Annotated in this window: 19 protein-coding genes; 7 read left to right on the forward strand and 12 right to left on the reverse strand. The window is 68.0% G+C overall.

The genetic code is table 11. From position 1 onward, the window contains the following. Positions 1 to 190: 190 nt before the first annotated feature. Entirely contained in the window at positions 191 to 2545 is a 2355-nt protein-coding gene (locus AVE30378_RS27345) for a mechanosensitive ion channel domain-containing protein (protein WP_244235166.1), read from the reverse strand. Between the two features lie 282 nt (positions 2546 to 2827). Between AVE30378_RS27345 and AVE30378_RS27350 the strand changes: the two genes are divergently transcribed. Continuing rightward, complete coding sequence (locus AVE30378_RS27350; RefSeq protein ID WP_129245540.1) at positions 2828 to 3250, forward strand: cupin domain-containing protein; 423 nt, start codon at positions 2828 to 2830, stop codon at positions 3248 to 3250. Between the two features lie 224 nt (positions 3251 to 3474). Here AVE30378_RS27350 and AVE30378_RS27355 read toward each other — a convergent pair whose 3' ends face one another. From AVE30378_RS27355 to AVE30378_RS27365, 3 genes are all read right to left on the reverse strand, one after another. Next, positions 3475 to 5901, reverse strand: a complete 2427-nt coding sequence (locus AVE30378_RS27355) for a TonB-dependent siderophore receptor (RefSeq protein WP_165360319.1) — start codon at positions 5899 to 5901, stop codon at positions 3475 to 3477. Between the two features lie 107 nt (positions 5902 to 6008). After that, positions 6009 to 6956, reverse strand: coding sequence for a FecR family protein (locus AVE30378_RS27360; protein ID WP_129245542.1), 948 nt, complete (start codon positions 6954 to 6956; stop codon positions 6009 to 6011). After that, a complete protein-coding gene (locus AVE30378_RS27365) occupies positions 6953 to 7498 on the reverse strand; it encodes an RNA polymerase sigma factor (protein WP_129245544.1) in 546 nt (181 codons plus the stop codon). Before AVE30378_RS27365 ends, AVE30378_RS27360 begins: the two co-directional genes overlap by 4 nt. A 243-nt stretch (positions 7499 to 7741) precedes the next feature. Between AVE30378_RS27365 and AVE30378_RS27370 the strand changes: the two genes are divergently transcribed. From AVE30378_RS27370 to AVE30378_RS27390, 5 genes are all read left to right on the forward strand, one after another. Beyond that, positions 7742 to 8713 carry a LysR family transcriptional regulator gene (locus tag AVE30378_RS27370; protein WP_129245546.1) on the forward strand — a complete coding sequence of 324 codons (972 nt, stop codon included), beginning with the start codon at positions 7742 to 7744 and terminating at the stop codon, positions 8711 to 8713. Positions 8714 to 8888: 175 nt separating this feature from the next. Beyond that, positions 8889 to 9890, forward strand: coding sequence for an ABC transporter substrate-binding protein (locus tag AVE30378_RS27375; RefSeq protein ID WP_129245548.1), 1002 nt, complete (start codon positions 8889 to 8891; stop codon positions 9888 to 9890). A 75-nt stretch (positions 9891 to 9965) separates the two neighbouring features. Then, a complete protein-coding gene (locus AVE30378_RS27380) occupies positions 9966 to 10736 on the forward strand; it encodes an ABC transporter permease (RefSeq protein ID WP_129245550.1) in 771 nt (256 codons plus the stop codon). A gap of 20 nt (positions 10737 to 10756) precedes the next feature. Further along, complete coding sequence (locus AVE30378_RS27385) at positions 10757 to 11527, forward strand: ABC transporter ATP-binding protein (RefSeq protein ID WP_425265798.1); 771 nt, start codon at positions 10757 to 10759, stop codon at positions 11525 to 11527. 27 nt (positions 11528 to 11554) lie between these two features. After that, the gene (locus AVE30378_RS27390; RefSeq protein ID WP_129245555.1) at positions 11555 to 12871 is read left to right on the forward strand and encodes an NAD(P)/FAD-dependent oxidoreductase; all 1317 of its coding nucleotides are present in this window, start codon (positions 11555 to 11557) and stop codon (positions 12869 to 12871) included. A 9-nt stretch (positions 12872 to 12880) separates the two neighbouring features. Here the strand turns inward: AVE30378_RS27390 and AVE30378_RS27395 are convergent, their stop codons facing one another. Beyond that, complete coding sequence (locus tag AVE30378_RS27395) at positions 12881 to 14101, reverse strand: MFS transporter (RefSeq protein WP_129245557.1); 1221 nt, start codon at positions 14099 to 14101, stop codon at positions 12881 to 12883. Positions 14102 to 14273: 172 nt separating this feature from the next. On the opposite strand from AVE30378_RS27395, the gene AVE30378_RS27400 reads away from it, so the two are divergent. Beyond that, the gene (locus AVE30378_RS27400) at positions 14274 to 15206 is read left to right on the forward strand and encodes a LysR family transcriptional regulator (RefSeq protein ID WP_129245559.1); all 933 of its coding nucleotides are present in this window, start codon (positions 14274 to 14276) and stop codon (positions 15204 to 15206) included. Between the two features lie 3 nt (positions 15207 to 15209). Here the strand turns inward: AVE30378_RS27400 and AVE30378_RS27405 are convergent, their stop codons facing one another. The 7 genes from AVE30378_RS27405 to AVE30378_RS27435 form a co-directional block, all read right to left on the reverse strand. Continuing rightward, positions 15210 to 16226, reverse strand: coding sequence for a Bug family tripartite tricarboxylate transporter substrate binding protein (locus tag AVE30378_RS27405; protein WP_129245560.1), 1017 nt, complete (start codon positions 16224 to 16226; stop codon positions 15210 to 15212). A gap of 38 nt (positions 16227 to 16264) precedes the next feature. Continuing rightward, on the reverse strand, positions 16265 to 17497 hold the full coding sequence (locus AVE30378_RS27410) for a CaiB/BaiF CoA transferase family protein (RefSeq protein WP_129245562.1): 1233 nt from the start codon (positions 17495 to 17497) through the stop codon (positions 16265 to 16267). A gap of 58 nt (positions 17498 to 17555) precedes the next feature. Then, a complete protein-coding gene (locus AVE30378_RS27415; RefSeq protein WP_129245564.1) occupies positions 17556 to 18134 on the reverse strand; it encodes a UGSC family (seleno)protein in 579 nt (192 codons plus the stop codon). 32 nt (positions 18135 to 18166) lie between these two features. Then, on the reverse strand, positions 18167 to 19279 hold the full coding sequence (locus tag AVE30378_RS27420; RefSeq protein WP_129245566.1) for a hypothetical protein: 1113 nt from the start codon (positions 19277 to 19279) through the stop codon (positions 18167 to 18169). Between the two features lie 206 nt (positions 19280 to 19485). Then, positions 19486 to 21498: an acetyl/propionyl/methylcrotonyl-CoA carboxylase subunit alpha gene (locus tag AVE30378_RS27425; RefSeq protein WP_129245568.1), complete on the reverse strand. Its 2013-nt coding sequence runs from the start codon at positions 21496 to 21498 to the stop codon at positions 19486 to 19488. A 56-nt stretch (positions 21499 to 21554) separates the two neighbouring features. Beyond that, positions 21555 to 23162, reverse strand: a complete 1608-nt coding sequence (locus AVE30378_RS27430) for a carboxyl transferase domain-containing protein (protein WP_129245570.1) — start codon at positions 23160 to 23162, stop codon at positions 21555 to 21557. 226 nt (positions 23163 to 23388) lie between these two features. Next, on the reverse strand, positions 23389 to 24570 hold the full coding sequence (locus AVE30378_RS27435; protein ID WP_129245572.1) for an acetyl-CoA C-acetyltransferase: 1182 nt from the start codon (positions 24568 to 24570) through the stop codon (positions 23389 to 23391). Positions 24571 to 24589 lie beyond the last annotated feature (19 nt).

Genomic DNA, 24589 nt, shown 5'->3' on the forward strand with positions numbered 1-24589 from the left:
CAATCGTACCTGCGTTATTCGGCAAGCGACCGGATCAGTTTGGCCGAATTTCTAGAGATCAGTGTGTTCGCGGGTACGTTCCTGGTGACTATGGAACCCGCCGCGAAAGAAAGTCAGACCACAATTTCTCAGCACATAAGTGCCGAAATCGTAGTCTGACTTCAGGCCCTCCCAGGCCTCTGCCAAGCCCCTACGTGCGCGTCGCGTCGGGGTCTTCGCGCGCTTCGAGCTCGTTGCCCAGCACCTCGGCCGAATCCTCGCCCGGCGCTTCCGGCTTCAGGCGGCGGCGCGTGTGCCCCGCCGCGCGGGCATTGCCGCCCTCGTTGGGGCGCTCGGGCTGCACGAACACATTGGCCGGCGGCGCATACCCCCGCTTGTCCTGGCCGAAGTACACGACGGTGTGCGGGTACGGCAGCTCGATGCCGGCGGCGTCGAAGTGCTTCTTCAACAGGCGGTTGTAGCCGCGCTGCACGGCCCACTGCATGCCCGGCGTGGTCTTGATCAGGATGCGGATGGTCACGCCCTTCTCGTTGACCGCGGTAACGCCCGCGACCGTCATCTCTTCCAGGATCTCAGGCCCCAGCACCGAATCGGTCATCAGCTCGGCGAAGGCGGCGCGCAGGTGCGCGATCGCGTCGTCCACGCTCTCGCGGTGTGCGATGGTGTATTCCCCAAGGTGGTAGGAGAAATCGCGCATGTGGTTGGCCACCACGTCGACCGACGAAAACGGCACCAGGTGATAGCCGCCGTCCAGCGTGCGGATGCCCACCGAGCGTATCGTCATCTTCTCGACCGTGCCGAACACGCCCGCGACCTGCACCACGTCGTTTTCGTTCATGCCGTTTTCGAGCTGGATGAAGATGCCGGTAATGATGTCCTGCACCAGCTTCTGCGAGCCGAAACCGATGGCCAGACCGACCACGCCGGCGCCGGCGATCAGCGGCCCCACGTCGATGCCGATCTGCGACAGCAGCACCATGACCGTCATGGTCACAATGACGATCAGCGCGGCGTTGCGAAACAGCGCCAGCAGGGTTCGTTCGCGCGCGCTGGGCATGCCCCGCCCCTCGCTCTGGCTGAGACGGTGCTCGATGATGCTTGCGGTCACGGTCCAGGCCAGCGCCGCGATCAGCAGCACGATGCCGATGTTCACCACCATCTTGATGGCGGCGGCCCCGGCGTCCGAGGCCAGCCAGCGCGACAGGTCGAAGGCATGCCACGCATCGAGCACCAGCAGCAGCAGGACGATGCGGATGATCAGGCCCACCAGCTTCAGAATGGCCGGCACGTAGGCGTTGACTCGCGCCTCCAGCAGCGGCAGGCGCCGCCGCAGGTCTTCGGGCAGCTTGATCGGCTTGGACAGCACCGTGTTCAGCAGCAGGATCAGCAAGCTGCCCACGGCAAGAACCAGCAGCGTCTGCGCGGTGGCGCGGGCCATGAAGGGCAAGGCGTTGGTCGGGTCGACCTGGCTGACTACCAGCAGGATCGTGAAGTAGACGATGCCCAGCACGTGCCACACGCGCGACAGCACGCGCAGCCGAGAGCCCATGAAGGTTGTCGCGCCGGCGGCGCGGCGGTCCAGGCGCTCTCGCACCGACTGGCGGTTCTGCCAGATGACGCGCACGGCGTACACGTACACCGCCAGCATGATGACCAGGTTGGCCAGCCGGCCCAGGGCGGGCGAGAGTGTGGCCGTGATCACAGGGTCGACCAGCAGCGTGCCGTAGCCCGCCGCCATGGCGATGCGCACCAGCCAGGTGTTCCAGTACCGCGCCAGTTCGTCGGACATGGGCAGCAGGCGCAGGCTGGGATGCCGCACGGCGAACACCGTGCGGATCAGCACCTTGACGATCTCCACCGCCACGAACGCCTGCAGGAACACAAGGGCCAGGGTGTCCAGCGTGCCGCGCCCGGGCGTGCGCCAGAGGGCCGCGGCGGCGCCCGCCAGGGCGGCAAGCACCACGACGCCGACGTCGATGGCCAGCGCTCCCACGATGGCGCCCATGCGCCGGTACAGCGCGCGCAGGGAGGTCGGCGCGCCGCGCCTGGGCGTCGCTTCGGGCGCGCGGCCCTGTGCCGCGACCCAGCGATCGATGCGTGCGTAGATACGGACGGCGATCGCGCGCAGCAGGATGAAGGCAATAATCGTGGCGATGGCAGCCAGCGCCAGGGGCAGCAAGGCGTTGCTGGCGGTGTCGCCGTCCATCCGCAGGCTGCGTCCCGAGGCCAGCGCGCGCATGTCGTCCGCGCCCTGCCCCATATCGCTGGCCAGGCCGGTCAGAAAGCGCTGCACATTGTCGGCCACTCGCTCCCGCAGACCGGGCTCGGCCGGCTGCGCGGACGCCTTGGCGGCATTCGCGGCCTGGGACGCGCCGGGTTTCGCGCCGGAGGCCTGCGCCCGCAGCTCGTCCACCAGCGCCTTGCGCGCATCGGGATTCTCCAGCAGGTCGGCCAGCGCCGCCGGGGTCAGCGCCTGGGACGCCGCCGCCTCCTTGGCCGGCTGGGGCAGCAGGCCCACGGCCCGGGCCTGCCAGGCGAACATCATGCAACACAGCATCGATGCCAGCAGCAGTGTCGCCAGCCAGGGTCTCTCCCGTCGGCGCCGCCAGTAACCGGCGACATGGGTACGGGGAAGGAAAGAATTCGATGCTGTCGTCGCGGATCTAACCACTAGGGAACCTCCTTTGCGATCAAGGCCAAAAAACGGCGCGCGACCGCGGTCGCCACGCCGCTGCACCTTAGATCATAAAGGCTCGGCCAAGAGAGGCCCTTCCCCTGGGAGGGAGAAAGGAGCATGATGGTCTGTCTACGTCGGTGGAGGACTGACATGACCGACCCCTCAATCATCCAGATTGGCCAGTTGTCCATCCGCTACCTCGTGGACGGCTCCAACACCGGTAGCGTGGGTATGTTCGAGCTCACGGTTCCGCCGAACTCCAACGTTCCGCCACCGCATAGCCACGCCAATAACGACGAATGCGTCTACGTCCTGGAAGGCACGCTGCGGTACGCCGTGGATGCCGATACCCGCGACCTTGGCGCCGGGGAGTGGATGTACAGCCCGAAGGGAAGCGTCCACCAGTTCTCGAACCCGTTCGACGGACAGGCGCGGGCCCTCATCGTGCAGTCGCCCGACATCGGTGCCCAGTACTTCCTGGACGTGCAGGCGACGGCGAGCGCCGGCGGGCCGCCCGACAAGGCGGCCCTGGTTGCGGTGATGGCCCGCTATGGATTGGTTCCGCGTCCATAGTGTCAGGCTGCAATTTCACCCTAAGCGATCCCATAGGCAGCCAGACCCACGCCATGCCGGAGCAGGCGCGGACTGGCGCAGTTGATGCAGGCCAAGATGGCGGCGTGATGTACCGCGCGTCGGGGAGCCGGCCCACCACGGCGGGCCATCGGAGAAATGGCGTCCGACATTTTTCCGACCCGGGCCCGTTGCTGGACGCGGCCCGGGAGGGCCTGGGCATGGCGTCAATACGTCGCCCGCAGATTCAGCATCACGCTCCTCGGTTCGCCATAGTAGTTCGACCCATAGGCCGCCCACACGCGCTGGTAGTAGACCTTGTCGAACAGGTTGTTCACGGTCAGGGTCGCGTCCAGGTGCTTGTTGAAGCGGTAGCCGGCCTGCGCGGACACGGTGGTGTACGGGCGCTGCTCGAATTTCACCGGGCCGTTCAGGCGGTACATGCTGCTGACGCTGCGTAGCCCCGCGCCCAGCGACAGGCCTTCCAGCGTTCCGGTTGCGAAGGTGTACTTGGTCCACAGGTTGAAGGTGTGGCGCGGCGTGATGAAGGCGTATTGCTGCGACTTCTGTTCTTCCGTGCCCTTCAGGGTCTTGGTGGCGGTGTAGGCGTAGCCGGCGGTGACGTCCCAGCCCGGCGCCGGGCTGCCGCTGATTTCGGCCTCGAAGCCCTGGCTGCGCATCTTGCCGGCGGCCATCGAGAACAGCGGATTGTCCGGGTCGGTCATGGCGCGGTTTTCGTCTTCCATTCGGAAGAGCGCGGCGTGGCCGTTCAGGCGCTTGTCCAGGAATTCGCCCTTCAGGCCGATCTCGACCTGCTTGCCGGTGCGCGGGTCCAGTAGTTGGCCGTTGGCGTCGGTGGTGGTCTGCGGCGTGAAGATGCTGGTGTAGCTGGCGTAGGCGGACAACTGCTCATTCAGGTTCACCACCAGGCCCAGGTAGGGCGTGAACTTGCCGTTGATGTCGCTCTTGGTGTTGGTGAACTGGTTGAAGTAGGCGTTGCGGTTCTCGGTGCGGTTTTCCCACCAGGTCAGGCGGCTGCCGGCGATGATGGTGGCGGCGTCGGTCACGCGCAGGTTGGCGCGCGCATACACACCGTACTGCTGCGTCTTGCTGTCGTTGCCGTTGGTGAATTCGTAGTCCGGCTTGGGGACGTCGTTGTCGGGGTGGTACAGGTTGATGTCGGCGTTGTCGCCGCCGCCGTAGCGGAAGTTCTTGTGGATGTCGCGGTAGTCGGCGCCCAGGATCAGTTCGTGTTCGCGGCCGAAGGCCTGGAATGGCGTGGCGACGAAGGCGTCCAGGCCGTAGGTCTTCCAGTGGCTGCGGTATTTCCACGAGACCAGGCAAGTGTCGCCCGTGGCCGGGTCGACGGCGCAGTCGGACCAGCCGAATTCGCGGCTGGGTTCGTCCTGTTCGCGGTAGATGCCGCTGACCTTGATGCGGCCGCCGTTGGACAGGCGGTGTTCCACGTCGGCGAAGTATTCGGTGATTTCTTCGGTGATGTGGTTCCAGCCAGGGTCCAGGTTGGTGGAGCGGCGCACGTCCAGCAGTTCGCCGTCGGTGTAGCCGGGCAGGCCGAAGAACGGGCGGCCCTTGTATTGCTGGTAGGTGGCGCCAGCGGTCAGCACGGTGTCGGGCGTGAGGTCGAAGCTCAGGGTGCCGTAGAACAGCGGCTTTTCGGTGTAGACGCCGTCGACGAAGGAGCGGCGGTCGTCGTAGGACGCGACCAGGCGGCCTCGCAGCCGGCCGTCGCTGTCCAGCGGGCCGGTGATGTCGGCCTCGGTGTAGTAGCGGTCCCAGGACCCGGCCATGACCTGGCCGCTGAAGGCGAAGTCCTTCTGCGCGCGCTTGCGCACCAGGTTCACGGTGCCGCCGGGGTCGCCCGCGCCCTGGAACAGGCCCGAGGGGCCGCGCAGCACTTCGATGCGGTCGTAGATGGCCAGGCCGAAGCCCGAGCTCAGGTCGTTGCCGGTGCTGGCCGGCGTGTTCACGCCGTCCACCTGGATCGTGTCCAGCGCGTAGCCGCGCGAATAGAAGTTGCCGTGGTTGCCGCCGATGCTGCCCGCTTCCACCGTGATGCCAGTGACGGTGCGCATGGCGTCGTCCAGGTTCACGAGGTTCTGGTCGTCGAGCTGCTGGCGCGTCACGACGGAGATGGATTGCGGGATTTCGCGCAGGCTTTGCGCGTTCTTGCCCAGGGTGACGGCGGGGGTGGTGTAGGAACCCGTGCCTTCGGTGGTGGCGAGGTCGCGGCCGGTGACCGTGACCGGCGCGAGGGTCGTGGCGTCGGAGGCCGAGGAACCTGCCGTCGGCCGGACCACGAAGCCGGTGGCGCTGGGCACGGCGACCAGCCCGCTCTTGGCCAGCAGGCGGTCCAGGGCGGCCTGGGCGCTCATCTTGCCGGAGACGGCGGGCGCCTGCCGTCCGGCGACCGTGTCGGGGCTGAACAGCACTTGCACTTGCGCCTGGCGGCCCAGCGCCACCAGCGCGTCGGCCAGGTTTCCGGCGGGCAGGTCGAAGGCCTGCGCGGCCGCGCCCTGGGCGTGGGCCACGGACGGCGCGAGCGCCTGGACCGCCAGCGCGGCGTTCATCGACAGCGCGCACAGCAGCGTGTAACGGCCGGCGTTCAGCCGACGGCGGAAATGGCGTTGCGCCATGGACTTTCCCCAGTCTGGAAGTGGATCTTGATAGGGGAAGACGCGCCAGACGCCGGAACCCGTACGTCCCGAAAGAAAAATTATTAGCAAGCGAGGGGGGACGCCGTTTACCGGCTGGCGATCACCGCCGAGCCGTCGGGCCGGCGGGTCAAGGTCACGGGCAGCAGGCCGGGCAGCGTGTCCAGGAAGGCCTCGGGGTGGCGCAGGTCCAGCGTGCCGGACAGGCGCAGGCCGCGGGCGCGTGCGTCGGCGAAGCGCACCGGCGCGTCGCGGTACAGGGCCAGGTAGCCGGCCAGTTGCTGCAAGGTGGCGTCGTGCACCACCGCCACGCCGTCCTGCCAGGCGCCGATCTCGCCGGGCGGCACCTGCTGGCGGCCCAGCAGCCGGCAGCCGGCGCGCGACAGCAGCACGGTGTCGCCGGCCCGCAGCGTGTGTTCCTTGGGGCCGTCCGCGCCGCTGGCGTCCAGCATCACCTGCCCGCTGCGCACGCCGACCTGTAGTGTGTCGGGCAGCAGCAGCACGTTGAATTCGGTGCCGATGTCGCGCAGTTCGGCGCCGCCGGCGGTCACGACGAGGGGGCGGCGGTCGGACGCGGCGTCGATATAGACCTCGCCGCCGGCCACGTCGATGCGCCGCTCGGCCAGCGTGTAGCGCACGCTGACGCGCGTGCCGACGTTGGCGTGGATCCGCGTGCCGTCGGGCAGGTCCAGGCTGCGGGTCTGGGTGGACGCGTTGGCGACCGATTCATAGCTGACGGGCAGGTACTGGTAGGCCGCGCCGGCCACCAGCAGCAAGGCGGCCAGCGCTCCGCCCCAGCGCAGGAACGCCGGCCGGGGCGCGGGCGCCTGGGCGCGCGCCGTCGCCGGGCGCGGCAGGGACGCCATGTCTTCCCAGACCTGGACCAGGCGTTCGTACTCCTGTCCATGCAGCGGCGATTGCGCCAGCCACGCCTGGAACGCCTGTTCGGCGCCGGCATCGGACGCGCGGTCCCGGCGGCGCATGAACCATGCGCTCGCGGCCTCTTCGACGGCGGATAGGGGACGGGATCGGGTCATGATGCTTCGCCGTGGACATGGCGCTTGCAATGCGCCAACGCCAGTTGCAGGTGCTTTTCCACCGCACGCACCGAAATGCCCATGCGGCCGGCGATCTCCTCGCAACGCAGCTCATCATACCGATAAAGCAGGAAGGCCTCGCGCTGGCGCGGGGGCATGGCGTCGATGGCGGCCTGCAGCAGGCGCAGGCGCTGGTTCACGTCGGCGCGCGCCTCGGGCTGCGTTCCCGCGTCGGCGGCCAGGCTGCCGGCCTGCGGCGCGAAGTCCTGGTCGTCCAGGCTGGCCGCCAGGTGCTCGCCGCGCACGCCTTCGCGGCGCCAGTGGTCGCGCAGCAGGTTGCGCGCGATCTCGTACAGGTAGGCGCGGGGCTTTTCCGGCGGTTCGGCGCCGTTGCTGGCCGCCAGCCATTTGGCGAAGGTCTCCTGCGCCAGGTCCTGGGCGGTGTCCGGCGAGCGCTTGAGCTGGCGGTTCAGGAAGCCGACCAGTTCCGTGTTCCACGCTTTGTACGCCTCGGCGATCACGCCGAAGAAACGCTCCCCCATGGTGCCCCTGGATCCACGTTTGTCGCGCGGCCAGCGGAGCAGGCGCGTCGTCATGGGTTGAATGAAATGATAATGATTCCTATTGTATCAACAATCCTGGAAGCTACCGGCGAGGGGAATGGAGACCCTGTTGAACGGGCCTCCGTTTCATCCGCGCTAATGCAGACTATTAGATTTGCTTAAGTTGGCCGTATTTTTTGACCATGGGTTCCGGCATTCTTAGCATCCTTGATAGGAGACACCATGGGCGCACTAAAGAACGATTCCAGCCTAGACATACGCATGCTGCGCATTTTTGCCGCGGTGGCGTCGGCCGACAGCCTGTCGGCGGCGGCCCAGGCCTTGAACGTGACGCAGTCGGCCGTGTCGCAGACGATCTCGCAGATCGAAAGCACGCTGGGCATGCGCGTGCTGGACCGGTCGCGCAGGCCGTACCGGCTGACGCCGGCGGGGGTGACGCTGCACCGGCAGTCGCGGCAGATCGTGGACGACGTGGACCGGCTGATCTCGCAGGTGCGCGAGGCGGACCTGATGAACCGGCCCGCCATCCGGATCGGCATGATCGATTCCTTCGCGGCGACCACCGGCCCGGCCATCGTCAAGCGGCTGACGCAGAGCGCGAGCCAGGTGCTGATGTGGTCCGGCCTGGCCTACGGACACGCGCAGGCGCTGCTGAACCGCCAGGTGGACATCATCGTCACCACCGATGCGCTGGACGACGTGGACGGGCTGGCGCGGCGCGCGATTCTGACCGAACCCTTCGCGCTGGTGGTGCCGGCCGCGCGCGCCGACGAATTCGCGCGCATGGACCTGCGCCAGGTGGCCCAGGCCGCGCCGTTCATCCGTTTCAGCGGCCGTTCGCATTTCGGCGCCATGATCGAACGCCACCTGCGCCGCTGCAGCGTGACCGCGCCGCCGTTCCTGGAGATCGACACCAGCGACGTGGTCATGGCGATGATCGCGGCCAATCTGGGCTGGGGGCTGATGACGCCGCTGTGCCTGCTGCAAGGGCGCTCCTGGCTGGACCAGGTGGCCGTGCTGCCGCTGCCGGGGCCGGGCCTGGCGCGCACGCTGCACCAGGTGTCGCGGCAGGACGAATTCGAGGACATGGCGGACATGTTCTGGCAGATCAGCCGCAAGGCCCTGGAGACGGAGATCTACCCGCAAGTGAATGCGCATTTGCCCTGGCTCGGGCGGCAGATGCGGCTTTGTTGACCCGGCACAAAACGCCTGGGCAACGCGCCTTGCGAAAACAAGGCGCCGCGCGCAGGCGGCTTTGCGCCGCAGGATAGCCCGACGATAACGACGGCCCCCACGCTGCGCACACGGTGTGCGTTTGCTGCCCCCTAGGGGCGTTCTGGGACGGCCCGACGACAAAAAGGAGAAGGACATGCAGGAGACGAGACGCAGATTCATCAAGGGCGCGGCCATGGGCGCCGCGGCGCTGGCGCTGCCGATGGCCGGAAAGACGTGGGCCGCGGGCGCGCAGGCCGTGCGCTACGGCGGTTCGGCGTGGCTGGGCCACTACCCGGCCTGGCTGGCGATCCAGGCCGGCTACTTCAAGAACGAGGGGCTGGACGTGGGCTGGGAATCGTTCGGCACCACCTCGGCGCGCGTCAGCGCCCTGCTCTCGGGCAACATCGACATGGCGGTCACCGCCGCCCCGGCCGCGCTGGCGGTCATGTCGCGCGGTTCGCGCCATTTCGCCATCATCGGCGTGCCCGAGAACTTCGGCCGCGTCGAAGGGCTGATCGTGCGCGACGGCGTCCAGAACCTGCAGGACCTGAAGGGCAAGAAGATCGGCGTCACCTTCGCGTCCAGCGCGCACCTGCTGGTGCTCAACCTGCTGGACCAGGCGGGCCTGAAGGCCGGCAAGGAAGTCGCCGTGCTGAACGTCCCCGCGCCGGAAATGCCGGCGGCCTTCCAGGCGGGCCAGATCGACGCGGCGGCCGCATGGACGCCGCAGTTCAACGCCATCCGCAGCATGCCGGGCGCCCGCCTGCTGGCCGACGATACGCAGTTCTCGCTCTACAAGGACTACGGCGTCACGCCGGGACCGGACGTGCTGGTCGCGCGCCGGGCCTTCCTGGACAAGCATCCCGAGACGGTCAAGCGCTTCCTGAAGGCGTACTTCCGCGCCAACGAACAACTGCGCGCTCAACCGGAGAGCACGGTGGCCGCGCTGACGGAACTGACCAAGCTGTCGGCCGCCGACCAACTGGAAATGGTCAAGGGCGCCGACTGGTACGGCGCGTCGGAACAGGGGGCGCTGCTGGCTCCCGGCAGCAAGTACATCGACGGCCTGCAGCAACTGGCGGAAATGATGGTGCGCTACGGGCAGATCGACAAGACGCCGCCGGTGCGCGAATGGGTCGATTCGGCCTATCTGTAGCCGGGGCCTCCCGCCGCAAGCCGATATGCCGGCGGGCGCGCGCCGCCCGCCCTTCTTTCTGCCAGGAATTGAACGATGAATGCATCAAACCGTCAGCGCCGTCCGGACCTGCTGTTGATCAGCAGCGTGTCCGTGATCGCGCTGCTGCTGTTCTGGGAAGGCGTCTGCCGCCTGCAATGGGTGGATGCGCTGTTCCTGCCGCCGCCCTCGTCCGTCTTCGCCCGCATGGCCGGCATGTGGGAGCAAGGCGCGTTGATGGACCACATCCTCGCGTCCGCGCGCCGGGTCATGGTGGGTTTCGCCGCCGCCACCGCGCTGGCGATTCCGCTGGGCATTTTCCTGGGCACTTCGCTGCGCGCCCGGGCGGCCTTCGATCCCATCCTGTCCTTCGTGCGGCCGCTGCCGTCGATGAGCTGGATTCCGCTGTCGCTGCTGTGGTTCGGCATCACCGAGACCCAGAAGTACAGCATCGTGTTCATGGGCACCTTCGCGCCGGCGCTGCTGTACGTGATAGAAGCCACGCGCAACATCGATCCGCTGCTCATCCGCGCGGCCCGCAACCTCGGCGCCACCGGCCCGCAAGTCATGCGCATGGTCATCCTGCCGGCCAGCCTGCCGCAGATCTTCAGCGGCTTCAAGGTGATCCTGGGTCTGTCCTGGACCTGCGTCATTTCCGCCGAACTGGTCGCCGCCAAAGAGGGCCTGGGCTTTCTCATCATGAACGGCAAGGAGTTCTTCCAGACCGACACCGTGGTGCTGGGCATGGCGCTCATCAGCGTCACCGTGCTGGTGACCGACGTGATCTTCCGAATCATTGAAAACAGGGTGCTGGCATGGTCGCGATAAACCACGCGGAGAACGATACGATGATCTCCATTGAAGGCATTTCCAAGTCGTTCGGCGCCTTTCATGCGCTGCAGGGCCTGGACTTGCAGGTCAAGCGCGGCGAATTCCTGGTGGTGCTGGGCGCTTCCGGCTGCGGCAAGTCCACGCTGCTCAACCTCATTACCGGTTTCGAGAAACCCAGCGCCGGGCGGATCGTGGTCAACGGCCGCGAAGTGCGCGACGTGGATCCGCATTGCGGCATGGTGTTCCAGCAGTACGCCCTGTTCCCCTGGCTGACCGTGGCCGAGAACGTGGCCTTCGGCTTGAAGCTCAAGGGCGTGCCTTCGGCCGACAGGCGCGCGACGGCGCAGAAGTTCATCGAGATGGTGGGCCTGAAAGGCTTCGAGGACGCCTATCCCAAGGCCCTGTCCGGCGGCATGCGGCAGCGCGTGTCCATCGCCCGCGTGCTGGCCAACGATCCCGACGTCATCCTCCTCGACGAGCCCTTCGCGGCGCTGGACGCGATGACCCGGCAGGTGCTGCAGGAAGAGCTTACGCGCATCTACGAGCGCAGCGGCAAGACCATCATTTTCATCACGCACTCCATCGACGAGGCGCTGCTGCTGTCCAACCGCATGGTCATCATGAGCGCGCGGCCGGGCCGCGTGGCCTGCGACATTCCCAACGACCTGCCCTATCCGCGCAACGCCGACGCGCAGCTTTCGCCGCGCTACATCGAGCTCAAGTCGCAGATCTGGGGCATCGTGCAGAACGAAGTCATGCGCAGCCTGCAGGCGCGCGCCGACCAATGATCCGCCAACAGCAACACTGAAGCCATCATGTCTCTCCCATCAGGGCAACCGCAGACTTATCCTCTTTACCAGAGCGGCTCGGGCTGGAACGCCATGCTGCCCGCACGCGCGCCGCGCGCCGCCGCGCCGCCGCACACCCGCTACAGGCACGTGGTCATCGGCGCCGGCTACACCGGCCTGGCGGCCGCGCGCCGGCTGGCGGAACTGCAGCCGCAGGAGCGCATCCTGGTGCTGGACGCGACCGCGGCCGGTGAAGGCTCCGCGGGCCGCAACTCCGGTTTCCTGATCAACCTGCCGCACAACACCCGCATGAGCGGCCACCACAGTCCGCTGCAGGTCGCCCGCAAGCAGATCGCCATGTACCAGTCCGGGCTGGACTGGCTGGCCGAACTGGCGCAACGGGGCGGGTTCGATTGCGGCTGGGACGTCGCCGGCAAGTACCACGCCGCCGCCACGGAGCTGGGCCGCCGGAACCTGGGCACGTCGCTGGCGCAGTACCGCGACTGGGGCGTCGCGTATACGGAGCTGGACCGGGACGCCTTGCATGAACAGCTTGGCACCCGCTACTACCAGTTCGGGTACCACTCGATGAACAACGTCTTCGTGCAGCCGGCCGCGCTGATCCGGGGGCTGGCCGACACCCTGCCCGAGAACGTCTGGCTCATGGAGAACAATCCGGTGCTGGGAGTCGACGGCGCCGGGCCGTACACGGTGCGCACGCGCGGCGGCCAGTTCACCGCCGACAACGTGGTGCTGGCGAACAACGCGTTCGCGCGCAAGCTGGGTTTCCTGCGAAGCCGGCTCGTCACCATCTTCACCTACGCCGGCGTCACGCCCGTCCTGAGCCCGGCGCAGCAGGCCCTGCTGGGCCAGCGCGACCAGTGGGGCGTCATTCCCGCCAACCGCCTGGGCACCACGCTGCGCCGCATCCGCGGGGGCCGCTTCATGGTCCGCAGCGCCTATTCGTACGAGGCCGAACAGCCACTGGAACGCATGGCGCAATTGCTGCGCGATTCGTTCCAGCGCCGTTATCCCGACCTGGCGTCGCATGACTTCGAATACGTCTGGAGCGGGTCCACGGCCCTGACGGGCAACGGGGCGTCCTTCGTCGGCCAGATCCGGCCGGGCCTCTACGCCGCGGTCGGATGCAACGGCGCGGGCGTCATCAAGGGCACCATCCACGGCAAACTGCTGGGCGAACTGATGGCCGGCAAGCGCAGCCCGATGCTCGACGACCTGGAAGCGTTCGAGCGGCCGAACTGGCTGCCGCCCGATCCGCTGCGCCGTATCGGCGTCATGATCGCGATCGCCAGCCAGGCGAAAAAGGCGGGGCTGGAACGCTGAGGCGCCGGATCAGGGGGCGTGCAGGCTCTTGAGCTTGCGCAGCTCCGGGAACCACCACATCCACAGCCCCGCCACCGCCATGGTGCCGGCGCCGCCGATCACCACGGCCGGCACGGCGCCGACCAGGGCGGCCAGCATGCCGGACTCGAATTCGCCGAGCTGGTTGGACGCGCTGACGAAGAGCGTGTTCACCGCGCTGACGCGGCCCAGCATATGGTCGGGAGTGTTCAACTGCACCAGCGAGGACCGCACCACCACGCTGATGGAGTCGGCCGCGCCCAGCACCACCAGGGCGGCCACCGACAGCGGGATCGAGGTCGACAGGCCGAACACCGTGGTCGCCAGGCCGAACAGCATCAGCGCGCCGAACAGCAGCCGCCCGACGTGCTCGCCCAGGCTCAGCCGGGCCAGCGTCAGGGACATGAGCACGGCCCCGCAGGCCGGCGCGGCGCGCAGCGCGCCCAGCGCCCAGGGGCCGGCGTTGAGGATGTCCTTGGCGAAGATGGGCAGCAGCGCGGTCGCGCCGCCCAGCAGCACCGCGAACAAGTCCAGCGACAGGGTGCCCAGCAGCAGGCGGCGCTGGAAGATGAAGGTGATGCCCGCGAACAGCGTGCGCCAGGTGGTCGGTTCCTTGCGCGGCGGCGCGCGGTCGATGCGCATGCTGGCGATGGAGGCGAAGGCCGTCAGGTACAGCGCGGCGGCCACGCAGTAAATCCAGCCCGCGCCCAGGCCGTAGCCGACGCCGCCCAGCGCGGGCCCGGCGATCTGCGCCATCTGTCCGCCCGAGGACGACAGCGCGGTGGCGCGCGGCAGCCATTCGCGCGGCACGATGGCGGGGATCAGCGTCGTGAGGGTGGGCGCCTCGAAGGCGCGGGCGGAGCTCATGACGATGAGCGTGGCGTAGATCAGCGGCCGGCCGCCCAGGCCATGCAGCGCGGCCACCGCCAGGGTCAGCGTGGCCAGGGCCTCGATGGCCATGCAGATGGCCACGATCTTGCGGCGGTCGTAGCGGTCGGCCACGTGGCCGACCACCAGCGTCAGCACGGCCATGGGCAGGAACTGCGCCAGTCCGATCAGGCCCAGGTCCAGCGCGCTGCCGGACAGCTCATAGACCTGCCAGCCCACCGCGACGGACACGATCTGGAACGCCAGGGACGCGCCCACTCGGGCGCAGAGGAAATGCAGGAAGGCGGGGCGGGAAAGCGGACTGGGGGAGTCGGGGACGGGCATGGAGGGGTTGGATGGCGGGCGCGCGGCGGGCGCCGGAACCGGCATTCTAGGGACAATTCGCTGACGGGAAACTAAGAGGGCCCGCGAGTCCCGGCTCATTTATGCACGAAATGGCGGCTTGGTATCTATACTTCCATTTTCCGCATCGCCGCCTTCGACGGGCGAATCAGCCATGGCCGCGCTTCCCGACCTGAGTTCCCGCGAGTTGCAGGCGATCTGCACGGTTGCCGAGTGCGGCAGCTTCGTGGCCGCCGCCCTGACCATGAACATTTCCCAGCCGGCGTTGACGCGCACGGTGCAGCGCGTGGAAAAAGCGCTGGGCGTGGAGCTGTTCCATCGTTCCACGCGGCGGGTCGAGACCACGGCGGCGGGCCAGGAGTTCGTGTCGCTGGCGCAGCGGGTGCTGGCCGATCTGCGCATTTCCGTGGAGAACATGCGCGAAATCTCCGACGAACTGCGCGGCCGCAGCATTGTGTCGGCGGTGATGTCGGTGGCCTACACGCAATTGCCCCGCATTGTCGCCCGGTATCGCAAGTCGCGCCCCGGCATCGAATTGCAGGTGCGCGAAGGCGTGCACGGCACGGTCATGGACGACGTGCGCAGCGGCGTGGCGGATATGGGGATCACCTATATCGACGACGTGCCGAACGAGTTCTCGGTGGTGTCGCTGGGCCGCGAGGCCTTTCATGTGGTGATGCCGCGCAATCATCCGCTGTCCGCGCAGGCCGGCGTGACGCTGGAGGCGCTGGCGCCGTATGCCCAGGTATCGTTGCCCCGGGAGGCCCAGACCCGGCGCCTGATCGACAGCCATGCGGCGATCGCCGGCGTTCCCTTGCGCCACACGGTGACCGTGAGCCAGTTCGCTACCGTGATGCAGTTTGTCTGGGCGGGCGTGGGCGTCGCGATCGTGCCCGGCGGCGCGGTGCCGGCCGCGCTGAGCGCGGACCTGGTGGCGCGGCCGCTGACCCGGCCGGCGCTGAGCCAGGCGATCGGCGTGGTGTTTCTCAAGGAACGCGGCCTGACCCCAAGCGCCAACGGCTTCCTGGCGCAATTGCGCAGCGATTGGGTTCAGGTAGTTGCTGCGCCGCGTTCGCGGCGCCGCTAGGGCCTATTGCAGCCGGATGCCGGCAAGCTTCACCAGTTCCGCATAACGCTTGGCCTCGCTGCGGCAATACGCGTCGAAGTGTTCCGGCGTATCGCCTATCGGCATGGCCTGCGCCTCGATCAGGCGGGCCCGCACGTCCGGCTGCCGCAGTATTCCGCTGACGCTGTTGTAAAGGCGCGCGATCAGGTCCGGGGGCGTTTTCGCCGGAACCCACATGCCGTACCAGGTGCTGAGATTGACCGTGGGGTAGCCGAGTTCGGCGAAGGTCGGCACGTCCGGCAGCGCGGCCACGCGCTGCGGCGCGGTGACGGCCAGCGCGCGCAGCTTGCCGCCCTTCACCAGGGAGATCGACGACGGCATGGAGTCCAGCATGTAGGTGACCTGCCCGCCGACCACATCCGTCAGCGCGGGGGCGCTGCCTTTGTACGGCACGTGCGTGACGTCGAGTCTGGCCGCCGCCTTGAACGCTTCGCCGGCCAGGTGGCCGGGCGTGCCGTTGCTGGACGACGCGAAGTTGTGCCGGCCGGGCTGGGAGCGGACCAGGGCGATCAGGTCCGCCACCGAGCGCACCGGGGAATCGGCGCTGACGATCAATTGGATGGGCGTGGAGGCCAGGTTGGTGATGCCGCTGAAGTCCTTCAGCGGATCGTGCGACATGTTGGTGTACAGCGAAGGATTGATCAACTGCCCCGACACATTGATGAGCAGCGTGTAGCCGTCCGGCGCGGCCTTGGCCACCATGTCGGCGCCTATCATGCCGCTGGCGCCCGGGCGGTTCTCGATGACGACGGATTGGCCGAGCTTGTCGGAGAGCGTGGCCGAGACGATGCGGCCGACGATATCGGTCGGGCCGCCGGGCGGATAGGGGATGACGACCCGCAGCGGCTTGGACGGGTAATCGGTTGCGGCCAGCGCCCCGGCGCCGCCGCCGAGGGTGCCCAGCGCCGCGCCGGCGGCGCCGATAAGCAGGCGGCGCCTGGATGGATTGACGACTGCCTTTGCGTGAACGGATGGTTCCATGGTTTGTCTCCCTTGTCGCCTTCTTGTGTGGGAACAGCTCAGGGTCCGACTGCGATCGCGCCATTGCGCCGCAGTTCGGCAAGCGCCTGCGGCGCCAGTCCCAGCACTTCGCGCAGTACCGGTTCCGTGTGGGAGCCCAGTACCGGCGGAGCGCTGCGGTATTCCACGGGTGTCGCTGAAAGATGCAGCGGGTTGCCGACCAGGTCGGCGCAGCCCGCTTGCGCGTCCGGCATCGGCACGCGCATGCCGCGTTGCAGGACCTGCGGATCGGCGAACACCTCGGCCAGGCCGTTGATGGGGCCGCAAGGCACCCCCAGCGCCTCCAGCTCGCGCAGCCAGTGCGCGCTGGGATGCAGCGCCATCCGCGCCTGGATCAGCGGGATCAGCGTGTCGCGCGAAGCCAGCCGCGCGGTGTTGTTGGCGTAGCGCGGATCGTCCGCCACGTCCGGCAGGCCGAGGGCGCCGCAGAACTTGCGGAACTGCGTGTCGTTGCCCACGGTGACGATGACATGGCCGTCGCGGGTGGCGAAATCCTGGTATGGCACGATGTTGGGGTGGGCGTTGCCCAGGCGCGCCGGTTCGCGGCCGCTGGCCAGGAAGTTCATGGCCTGGTTGGCCAGCACGGCGACCTGCACGTCCAGCAGGGCCACGTCGACGTGCTGGCCCTCGCCCGTGCGGTCGCGATGCGCCAGCGCTGCCTGGATGCCCGCGGTGGCATACAGGCCCGTCAGGATGTCCGTGAGCGCCACGCCCACCTTCAACGGCCCGGCGCCGGGCTGGCCGTCTTCGCGGCCGGTGATGCTCATCAAGCCGCCCATGCCCTGGACCAGGAAGTCGTAGCCTGGGCGGCCGGCGTAGGGCCCGCTCTGTCCGAAGCCGGTAATGGAGCAGTACACCAGGCCCGGATGCCGGCGTTTCAGCGTGTCGTAGTCCAGGCCGTAGGCTTGCAGTCCGCCCACCTTGAAGTTCTCGATGAAGACGTCGCACTGTGCCGCCAACGCCGCCACCAGGCGCCGGCCTTCGGGCGTGGCGATGTCGACGGCGACGGATTTCTTGTTGCGGTTGGCGCCGGCGAAATAGGCCGATTGCGCCACTTCGCCCCATTGGGGGTCGCTGATCCACGGCGGCCCCCAGCCGCGGGTATCGTCGCCGAGGCCCGGGCGCTCGATCTTGATGACTTCCGCGCCCAGGTCCGCCAGCAACTGGCTGGCCCAGGGGCCGGCCAGCACGCGCGAAAGGTCCAGCACCCGCAAGTGCGACAGTGCGCCCATCTTTCCCCTCCCCGTTTACGCCGCGGCGCGAGAGGCGCGCCGCGACGGAACGCCGCCGCTATTGAAGCGCCACGCGCAGCGCCATCGGCGCTTTGGTGCCCAGCCAGACCTGTTGCGCCTGCTCTTTGATCTGCGCCACGCGCTGCGCGATTTCATCGGCCGTGATGGAGCTGACCGGATGCGCGATCACGACGGGCTCCAGCGTCTTCATGCCGATGGCCTGCCGCGTCAGTTCGGTTTCGCGCGCGAATTCGGTGGTGATGATGACCGCGCTGGGCAGGCCCAGGCGTTCCAGCGCGATCGAGTCGCGCACGCAGGCCGAGCAGCACGAGCCGCAATCGCCGATGGCCGTCAGCACGATGTCGTTCTCGGCCGCGATGCGCTCGATCAATTCAGGCGCGGCGTCCTTGGAGAAGCTGTGCTTGACGTAGTAGTTCACCTCGGCGAATCCGATCTCTTCGCCCAAGGCGGCGACGGCGCCGCGCAACAGCTTGTTGGCGTTCCATTTGGAGTTGTCCAGAATGCCCAGGCGCAGGCCGGCCAGGCCCTTTTTGCGCGCCGAGACCGGCGCATCCTCGAAGCGCAGCGCGCCGCGCGGATCGAACACCGCGACTTTTTCCGCGTCATTCATCAACATGTCTCTCTCCTGGTTTCGTAGGCTATGCCCGGCTAAATGGCGCAGGCGCCGCTGGTGCAATCGGAACTCTCGGCGTTCGCGCCGTCGATCGCGCGCAGCACCGGCGTGCTCATGCTGCCCCAGCCGGGGATCAGTACCGAGAAGCGGCCCGCCTCGCCGCCCATCACGAATAGATGGATGTGGTCGGGGCTGTGCACGATGGGGATGCGGGTGTCGTCTTCGCGCTTGTAGTACTTGGGCAGATTGCGGTTGTAGACCTTGCCGTAACGGTGGCCATAGGCGAGGTCGATGAAGCGGTTGCCGTGGTTGACGTACAGGTAGTTGCGCACGTCGGCGCGCGACCAGCCGTGCTTGCCGATGGTCTGGGCGTGTTCCAGGCCCAGCACCACGGCGATGTGGCCGCCCAGCACCGCGCTGTTGGAGGCGATCGTGCTCATGGCCGAGCACATCGTGTCGAGGATGCCCTCGGGGTCGTTGGAGATGTGGTTGGTGACGCTGTGCGGCGCCTCGGCCGCCATCGCGAAGACGGTGGAGTCCTCGGGCTTGTAGCCGTGTTCCACGTGATACGGCGCCAGCGGGCTTTGCAGTTCGTTCTCGCAGACGCAGTAGGTGTACTTGCCGGGGTGGCCCAGCGTGCTCTTGTCCAGGTCTCCGGGCCAGCCGCCGCCCACGTTGAGCATGATCAGGCGCAGCGCCCGGCCGATGGTGGCGTTGGCCCGGTTGCCGGACCCGAAGGCGTTGACGCCGCCGTTCATGCCGATTTCGCGGGCGATCGGCCCGTTGACCACCAGCAGGGGCGAGGCCACGTGCGTAGTCGCCTGCACGCCGTTGAGGTTGAAGGCCGGGTCGGTAATGGCCTTTACGCCCGCCAGCACCACCGGCGCGTATTCGGGCTTGCAGCCGGCCATCACCATGTTGATGGCCAGGACCTCGCGGGTCAGCTCGCCCCAGCGCGGGGCGACGCGGGCTTCCACGAAGCCGGCGTCCCCGCCCAGCCGCGCCACGATCTCGTCGATCTTTTCCCGGGTCGGCGGCACTACCGGCAAGCCGTCGGTGAAGCCCCGCTCGTAGTAGTACTCGACCAGGTCTATCCCGGCCGGCACCATGCTCACGGGCGATGCCTGGGTTTGCATAACCGCACTCATGGGAATCTCTCCTCGTTGCTGTCGGATGACGTTGAGAAGAGCATAGGAGCGCCCCGCTATTTATAACAAGGACAATCTATTTCGATAAATGATTGCGATAAATGCATAAATTGATTGGAGCGCGCCGGGCACGAACGGAACGGGGCGGCCCATGGGCCGCCCCGTTCCGTTCAGGCATCGGACGATGCCGTCGGCGATGGCATGGGCTATTCGCCGATCGCCACCAGTTCCGCGCCCTCCGTCACCTGGTCGCCCACCGCATAGAACACTTCCGCCACCTTGCCGTCGGCCGGCGCGGAGATAGTGTGTTCCATCTTCATGGCTTCCATGACCAGCAGGGGCTGGCCCTTTTCCACGGTGTCGCCGGCCTGGACCGAGATGGAGATGATCTTGCCCGGCATGGGCGCGGTCAGCCCGCCGCCGTGTTCGCCCTGCGTGTCCTGCGAATGCGCCAGCGGATCGTAGAGTTCCAGCGCGTGCGAGCCGGCGTCGGTGAAGACGTGGGCGCGGTCGGCGTGCAGCACGACGGTGCCCGCGCTTTCATGGCCGTCCAGCGTGATGCGCAGGCCGTAGGCGAGGTTCGGATTGGCGCTGGCGTGGGCGCGCCACAGGAAGGCCTGGGGGCCGTTGCCGCAGTCCAGCGTCCAGGCGGCGCCGTCGCGCGCGATGGTCGCCTTGCGGGCCGTGCCGTTGTCCACCCAGTGCAGTTCGCGGTGGTAGCGGCCGCCCAGGCGCCAGCCGTCGCGGGCGTCCCAGGGGTCGGCGCTGCCCTTGCCCGGCGCGCCCAGGCCCTGGCGCACCAGCACCGCGGCGCTGGCCAGCGCCAGCACGGCGGCGCCGGCGGGTTCGGGTTCGGGCAGCAGCGTGGCGCGCTGGCGCTCGATGAGGCCGGTGTCGAGGTCCGCCGCGGCGAAGGCGCTGTCCTTCATCAGGCGCGACAGGAACGCGACGTTGGTCTGCACGCCCACCGCCTGGGTCTGCGCCAGGGCTTGCAGCATGCGCGCGCGCGCCTGGTCGCGGTCGGCGCCGTGCACGATGAGCTTGGCGATCATCGGGTCGTAGAACGGCGTGATGGTGTCGCCCATTCGAACGCCGCCGTCCACGCGGATGTCGCCGTTGACGAAGGCGGTGTGCGCGGGCAGGCCCAGGTAGGCCAGCGTGCCGATCGACGGCAGGAAGCCCTTCTCGGGGTTCTCGGCGTAGATGCGGGCCTCGATGGCGTGGCCGTCGATGCGCAGGTCTTCCTGGCGCGCCGGCAGCGGCTGGCCGGCGGCCACGCGCAACTGCCATTCCACCAGGTCGTGCCCGGTGATCATTTCGGTGACCGGATGCTCTACCTGCAGGCGCGTGTTCATTTCCATGAAGTAGAAGCGGCCGTCGGGTTCGGAGATGAATTCCACCGTGCCGGCACCCACATAGCCCACGGCGCGCGCGGCGGCCACGGCGGCTTCGCCCATGGCGCGGCGGCGCTCTTCGGTCATGCCGGGAGCGGGAGCTTCTTCGATGACCTTCTGGTGGCGGCGCTGTACCGAGCAGTCGCGCTCGAACAGGTAGACGCAGTTGCCCTGGGTGTCCGCGAACACCTGGATCTCGATGTGGCGGGGCTTTTGCAGGTAGCGTTCGATCAGTACGCGGTCGTCGCCGAAGCTGGACGCGGCTTCGCGCTGGCAGGAGGCGAGCGCGTCGAGGAAGGCGCCCGACGATTCCACCACGCGCATGCCCTTGCCGCCGCCGCCGGCGCTGGCCTTGATGAGCACGGGATAACCGATGGCGTCGGCCTGGGTCTTGAGGAATTGCGGGTCCTGGTTGTCGCCGTGGTAGCCGGGCACCAGCGGCACGCCGGCCGTTTCCATCAGCGCCTTGGCGGCGGATTTGCTGCCCATGGCGGCGATGGCGGACGCCGGCGGGCCGACGAAGGCGATGCCGGCGTCGGCGGCGGCCTGCGCGAAGTCTTCGTTTTCGGAAAGGAAGCCGTAGCCGGGGTGGATGGCCTGCGCGCCGGTGTCGCGCGCGGCTTGCAGGATGGCGTCGGCGCGCAGGTAGCTGGCGCGCGGCTCGGAGCCGCCGATGTACACGGCCTGGTCGCAGGCGGCGACGTGGCGGGAGTTGGCGTCGGCGTCGGAATACACCGCAACGGTGCGTATGCCCATGCGGCGGGCGGTGGCGGCCACGCGGCAGGCGATTTCGCCGCGGTTGGCAATCAGCAAAGTGTCGAACATGGATGTCATCCAGGCTGAGATTATTCTTGGGCTGTGGTGGGGGCGGCTACGCCGCCCTACATCCGGAACACACCGAACTTGGTGTCCTCGATGGGAGCGTTCAGCGCGGCCGACAGCGCCAGGCCCAGCACGCGGCGCGTATCGGACGGCGCGATGATGCCGTCGTCCCACAGGCGCGCGGTGGCGTAGTAGGGATGCCCTTCGTGTTCGTACTGTTCGCGGATGGGCGCCTTGAAGGCCGCCTCTTCGTCCGCCGACCACTGGCCGCCGCGGCCCTCGATGCCGTCGCGCTTGACCGTGGCCAGCACGCTGGCCGCCTGTTCGCCGCCCATGACCGAGATGCGGGCGTTCGGCCACATGAACAGCATGCGCGGGGAATACGCGCGGCCGCACATGCCGTAGTTGCCGGCGCCGAACGAGCCGCCGATCAGCACGGTGAACTTCGGCACCGCGGCCGTGGCCACGGCCGTCACCATCTTGGCGCCGTGGCGGGCGATGCCTTCGTTTTCGTACTTGCGGCCGACCATGAAGCCGGTGATGTTCTGCAGGAAGACCAGCGGGATCTTGCGCTGCGCGCAGAGTTCGATGAAGTGCGCGCCCTTCTGCGCGGACTCCGAGAACAGGATGCCGTTGTTGGCGACGATGCCCACCGGCATGCCGTGGATGTGGGCGAAACCCGTGATCAGCGTGGCGCCGAAGCGCGCCTTGAATTCGTCGAATTCGGAGCCGTCCACGATGCGCGCGATGACTTCGCGCACGTCGTAGGGCTTGCGCGTGTCGGCGGGGATGATGCCGTTCAGTTCGCTCGGGTCGTAGCGCGGCTCGCGCACCGGGAGGGTGGCCAGCGGCTGGGGCTTCTTGCGGTTCAGGCGCGCGACCGCGTTGCGCGCCAATTGCAGCGCGTGCATGTCGTTGGCGGCCAGGTGGTCGGCCACGCCGGACAGGCGCGTGTGCACGTCGCCGCCGCCCAGGTCTTCGGCGCTGACTTCTTCGCCGGTGGCGGCCTTCACCAGCGGCGGGCCGCCCAGGAAGATGGTGCCCTGGTTCTTGACGATGATGGACTCGTCGCTCATGGCCGGCACGTAGGCGCCGCCGGCGGTGCAGGAGCCCATCACCACGGCGATCTGCGAGATGCCCTGCGAGGACATCTGCGCCTGGTTGTAGAAGATGCGGCCGAAGTGTTCGCGGTCGGGGAAGACCTCGTCCTGCTGCGGCAGGTTGGCGCCGCCCGAATCCACCAGGTAGACGCAGGGAAGGTGGTTCTGCGCGGCGATCTCCTGCGCGCGCAGGTGCTTCTTGACCGTCATCGGATAGTAGGTGCCGCCCTTGACGGTGGCGTCGTTGCAGACGATCACGCATTCCGTGCCCGCCACGCGCCCGATGCCGGTAATGACGCCGGCGCCCGGCGCTTCGCCGCCATACATGCCATGGGCCGCCATCGGCGACAGTTCCAGGAAAGGGGTGCCCGGGTCGATCAGGTGCTCGACGCGGTCGCGCGGCAGGAGCTTGCCGCGCGCCACGTGCTTGGCGCGCGCGGCTTCGCTGCCGCCCAGCGCGGTGTGCGCCAGCTTCTGGTTCAGATCGTCCAGTTGCGCCTGCATGGCCTGCGCATTGTCGGTGTAGTCCTGCGACCGCGTATTGATGCGGGATTCGATGATGGGCATGGGGTTCCACCCGTCCTGCTTGTTGGAAATTTGTGGGCGCTCGTCGAGCGGTTTGTCTCGCTGCCCGGTGCGCCGGGCATTCTTGTCGGAAATGGGAGAGGGATTCCGTTGCGCCTTTCCCGAACGGCGCGCGACCGACCCGTCGCGCACGACGCCATGCAGGAAAGGCGCAGCGCAATCCTTCTGGCGCGGGCAGGCCCGAAGGCCCTCCCGCGTCGGTGATGCTTTAGATCATTTCGATGGCCATCGCCACGGCTTCGCCGCCGCCGATGCACAGCGTGGCCACGCCGCGCTTGCCGCCGGTCTTGCGCAGCGCGCCGACCAGCGTGGCCATCAGGCGGGCGCCGGACGCGCCGATGGGGTGGCCCAGGGCGGTGGCGCCGCCGTGGATGTTGACCTTGTCATGCGGCAGCTTGAAGTCGGCCATGGCGGCCATGGTGACCACCGCGAACGCTTCGTTGATTTCGTAGAGGTCCACGTCCTCGGCCTTCCAGCCGGTCTTGGCGAACAGGTTCTTCAGCGCGCCCACGGGGGCGGTGGTGAACCAGTTGGGTTCCTGCGAGTGCTGGCTGTGGGCCACGATGCGGGCCAGCGGCTTCACGCCGAGCTTTTCGGCGGTGGAGGCGCGCATCAGCACCATCGCGGCGCCGCCGTCGGAGATCGACGACGAGTTGGCGGCGGTGACGGTGCCGTCCTTCTTGAACGCGGGCTTGAGCGTGGGGATCTTCTCCGGCATGGCCTTGGCGGGGGCTTCGTCGGTGTCGATCACGGTGTCGCCCTTGCGGCCGGCGACGGTGACGGGGGCGATTTCCCACTTGAAGCTGCCGTCTTCCGTGGCGGCGCGGGCGCGGCGCAGCGATTCCAGCGAGAAGGCGTCCTGCTGTTCGCGGGTGAAGGAATACTTGGCGGCGCAATCCTCGGCGAAGACGCCCATGGCCTTGCCCTTGTCGTAGGCATCTTCCAGGCCGTCCAGGGCCATGTGGTCGTACACGGTGTTGTGGCCGTAGCGGTAGCCCTGGCGGCCCTTGAGCAGCAGGTACGGCGCGTTGCTCATGCTTTCCTGGCCGCCGGCGACGACGACGTTGGCGCTGCCCGCGGCCAGCAGGTCGTGGCCGAACATGGCGGCCTTCAGGCCCGAGCCGCACACTTTGTGGATGGTGGTGCAACTGACGCCCAGCGGCAGGCCCGCGCCGAGCGCGGCCTGGCGCGCCGGGGCCTGGCCCTGGCCGGCCTGCAGCACGTTGCCCATGATGACTTCTTCGACCAGTTCGGGCTTGATGCCCGCGCGTTCGACGGCGGCCTTGATGGCGACCGAACCCAGTTCGTGCGCGGCCAGGCCGGACAACGCGCCCAGCATGCCGCCCATGGGCGTGCGGGCGACGGAAACGATGACGATGGGATCTGACATGACTAGCTCCTGTGAAGGT

The sequence above is a fragment of the Achromobacter veterisilvae genome (genome assembly GCF_900496975.1).
GTDB classification, from domain to species: domain Bacteria; phylum Pseudomonadota; class Gammaproteobacteria; order Burkholderiales; family Burkholderiaceae_B; genus Achromobacter; species Achromobacter veterisilvae.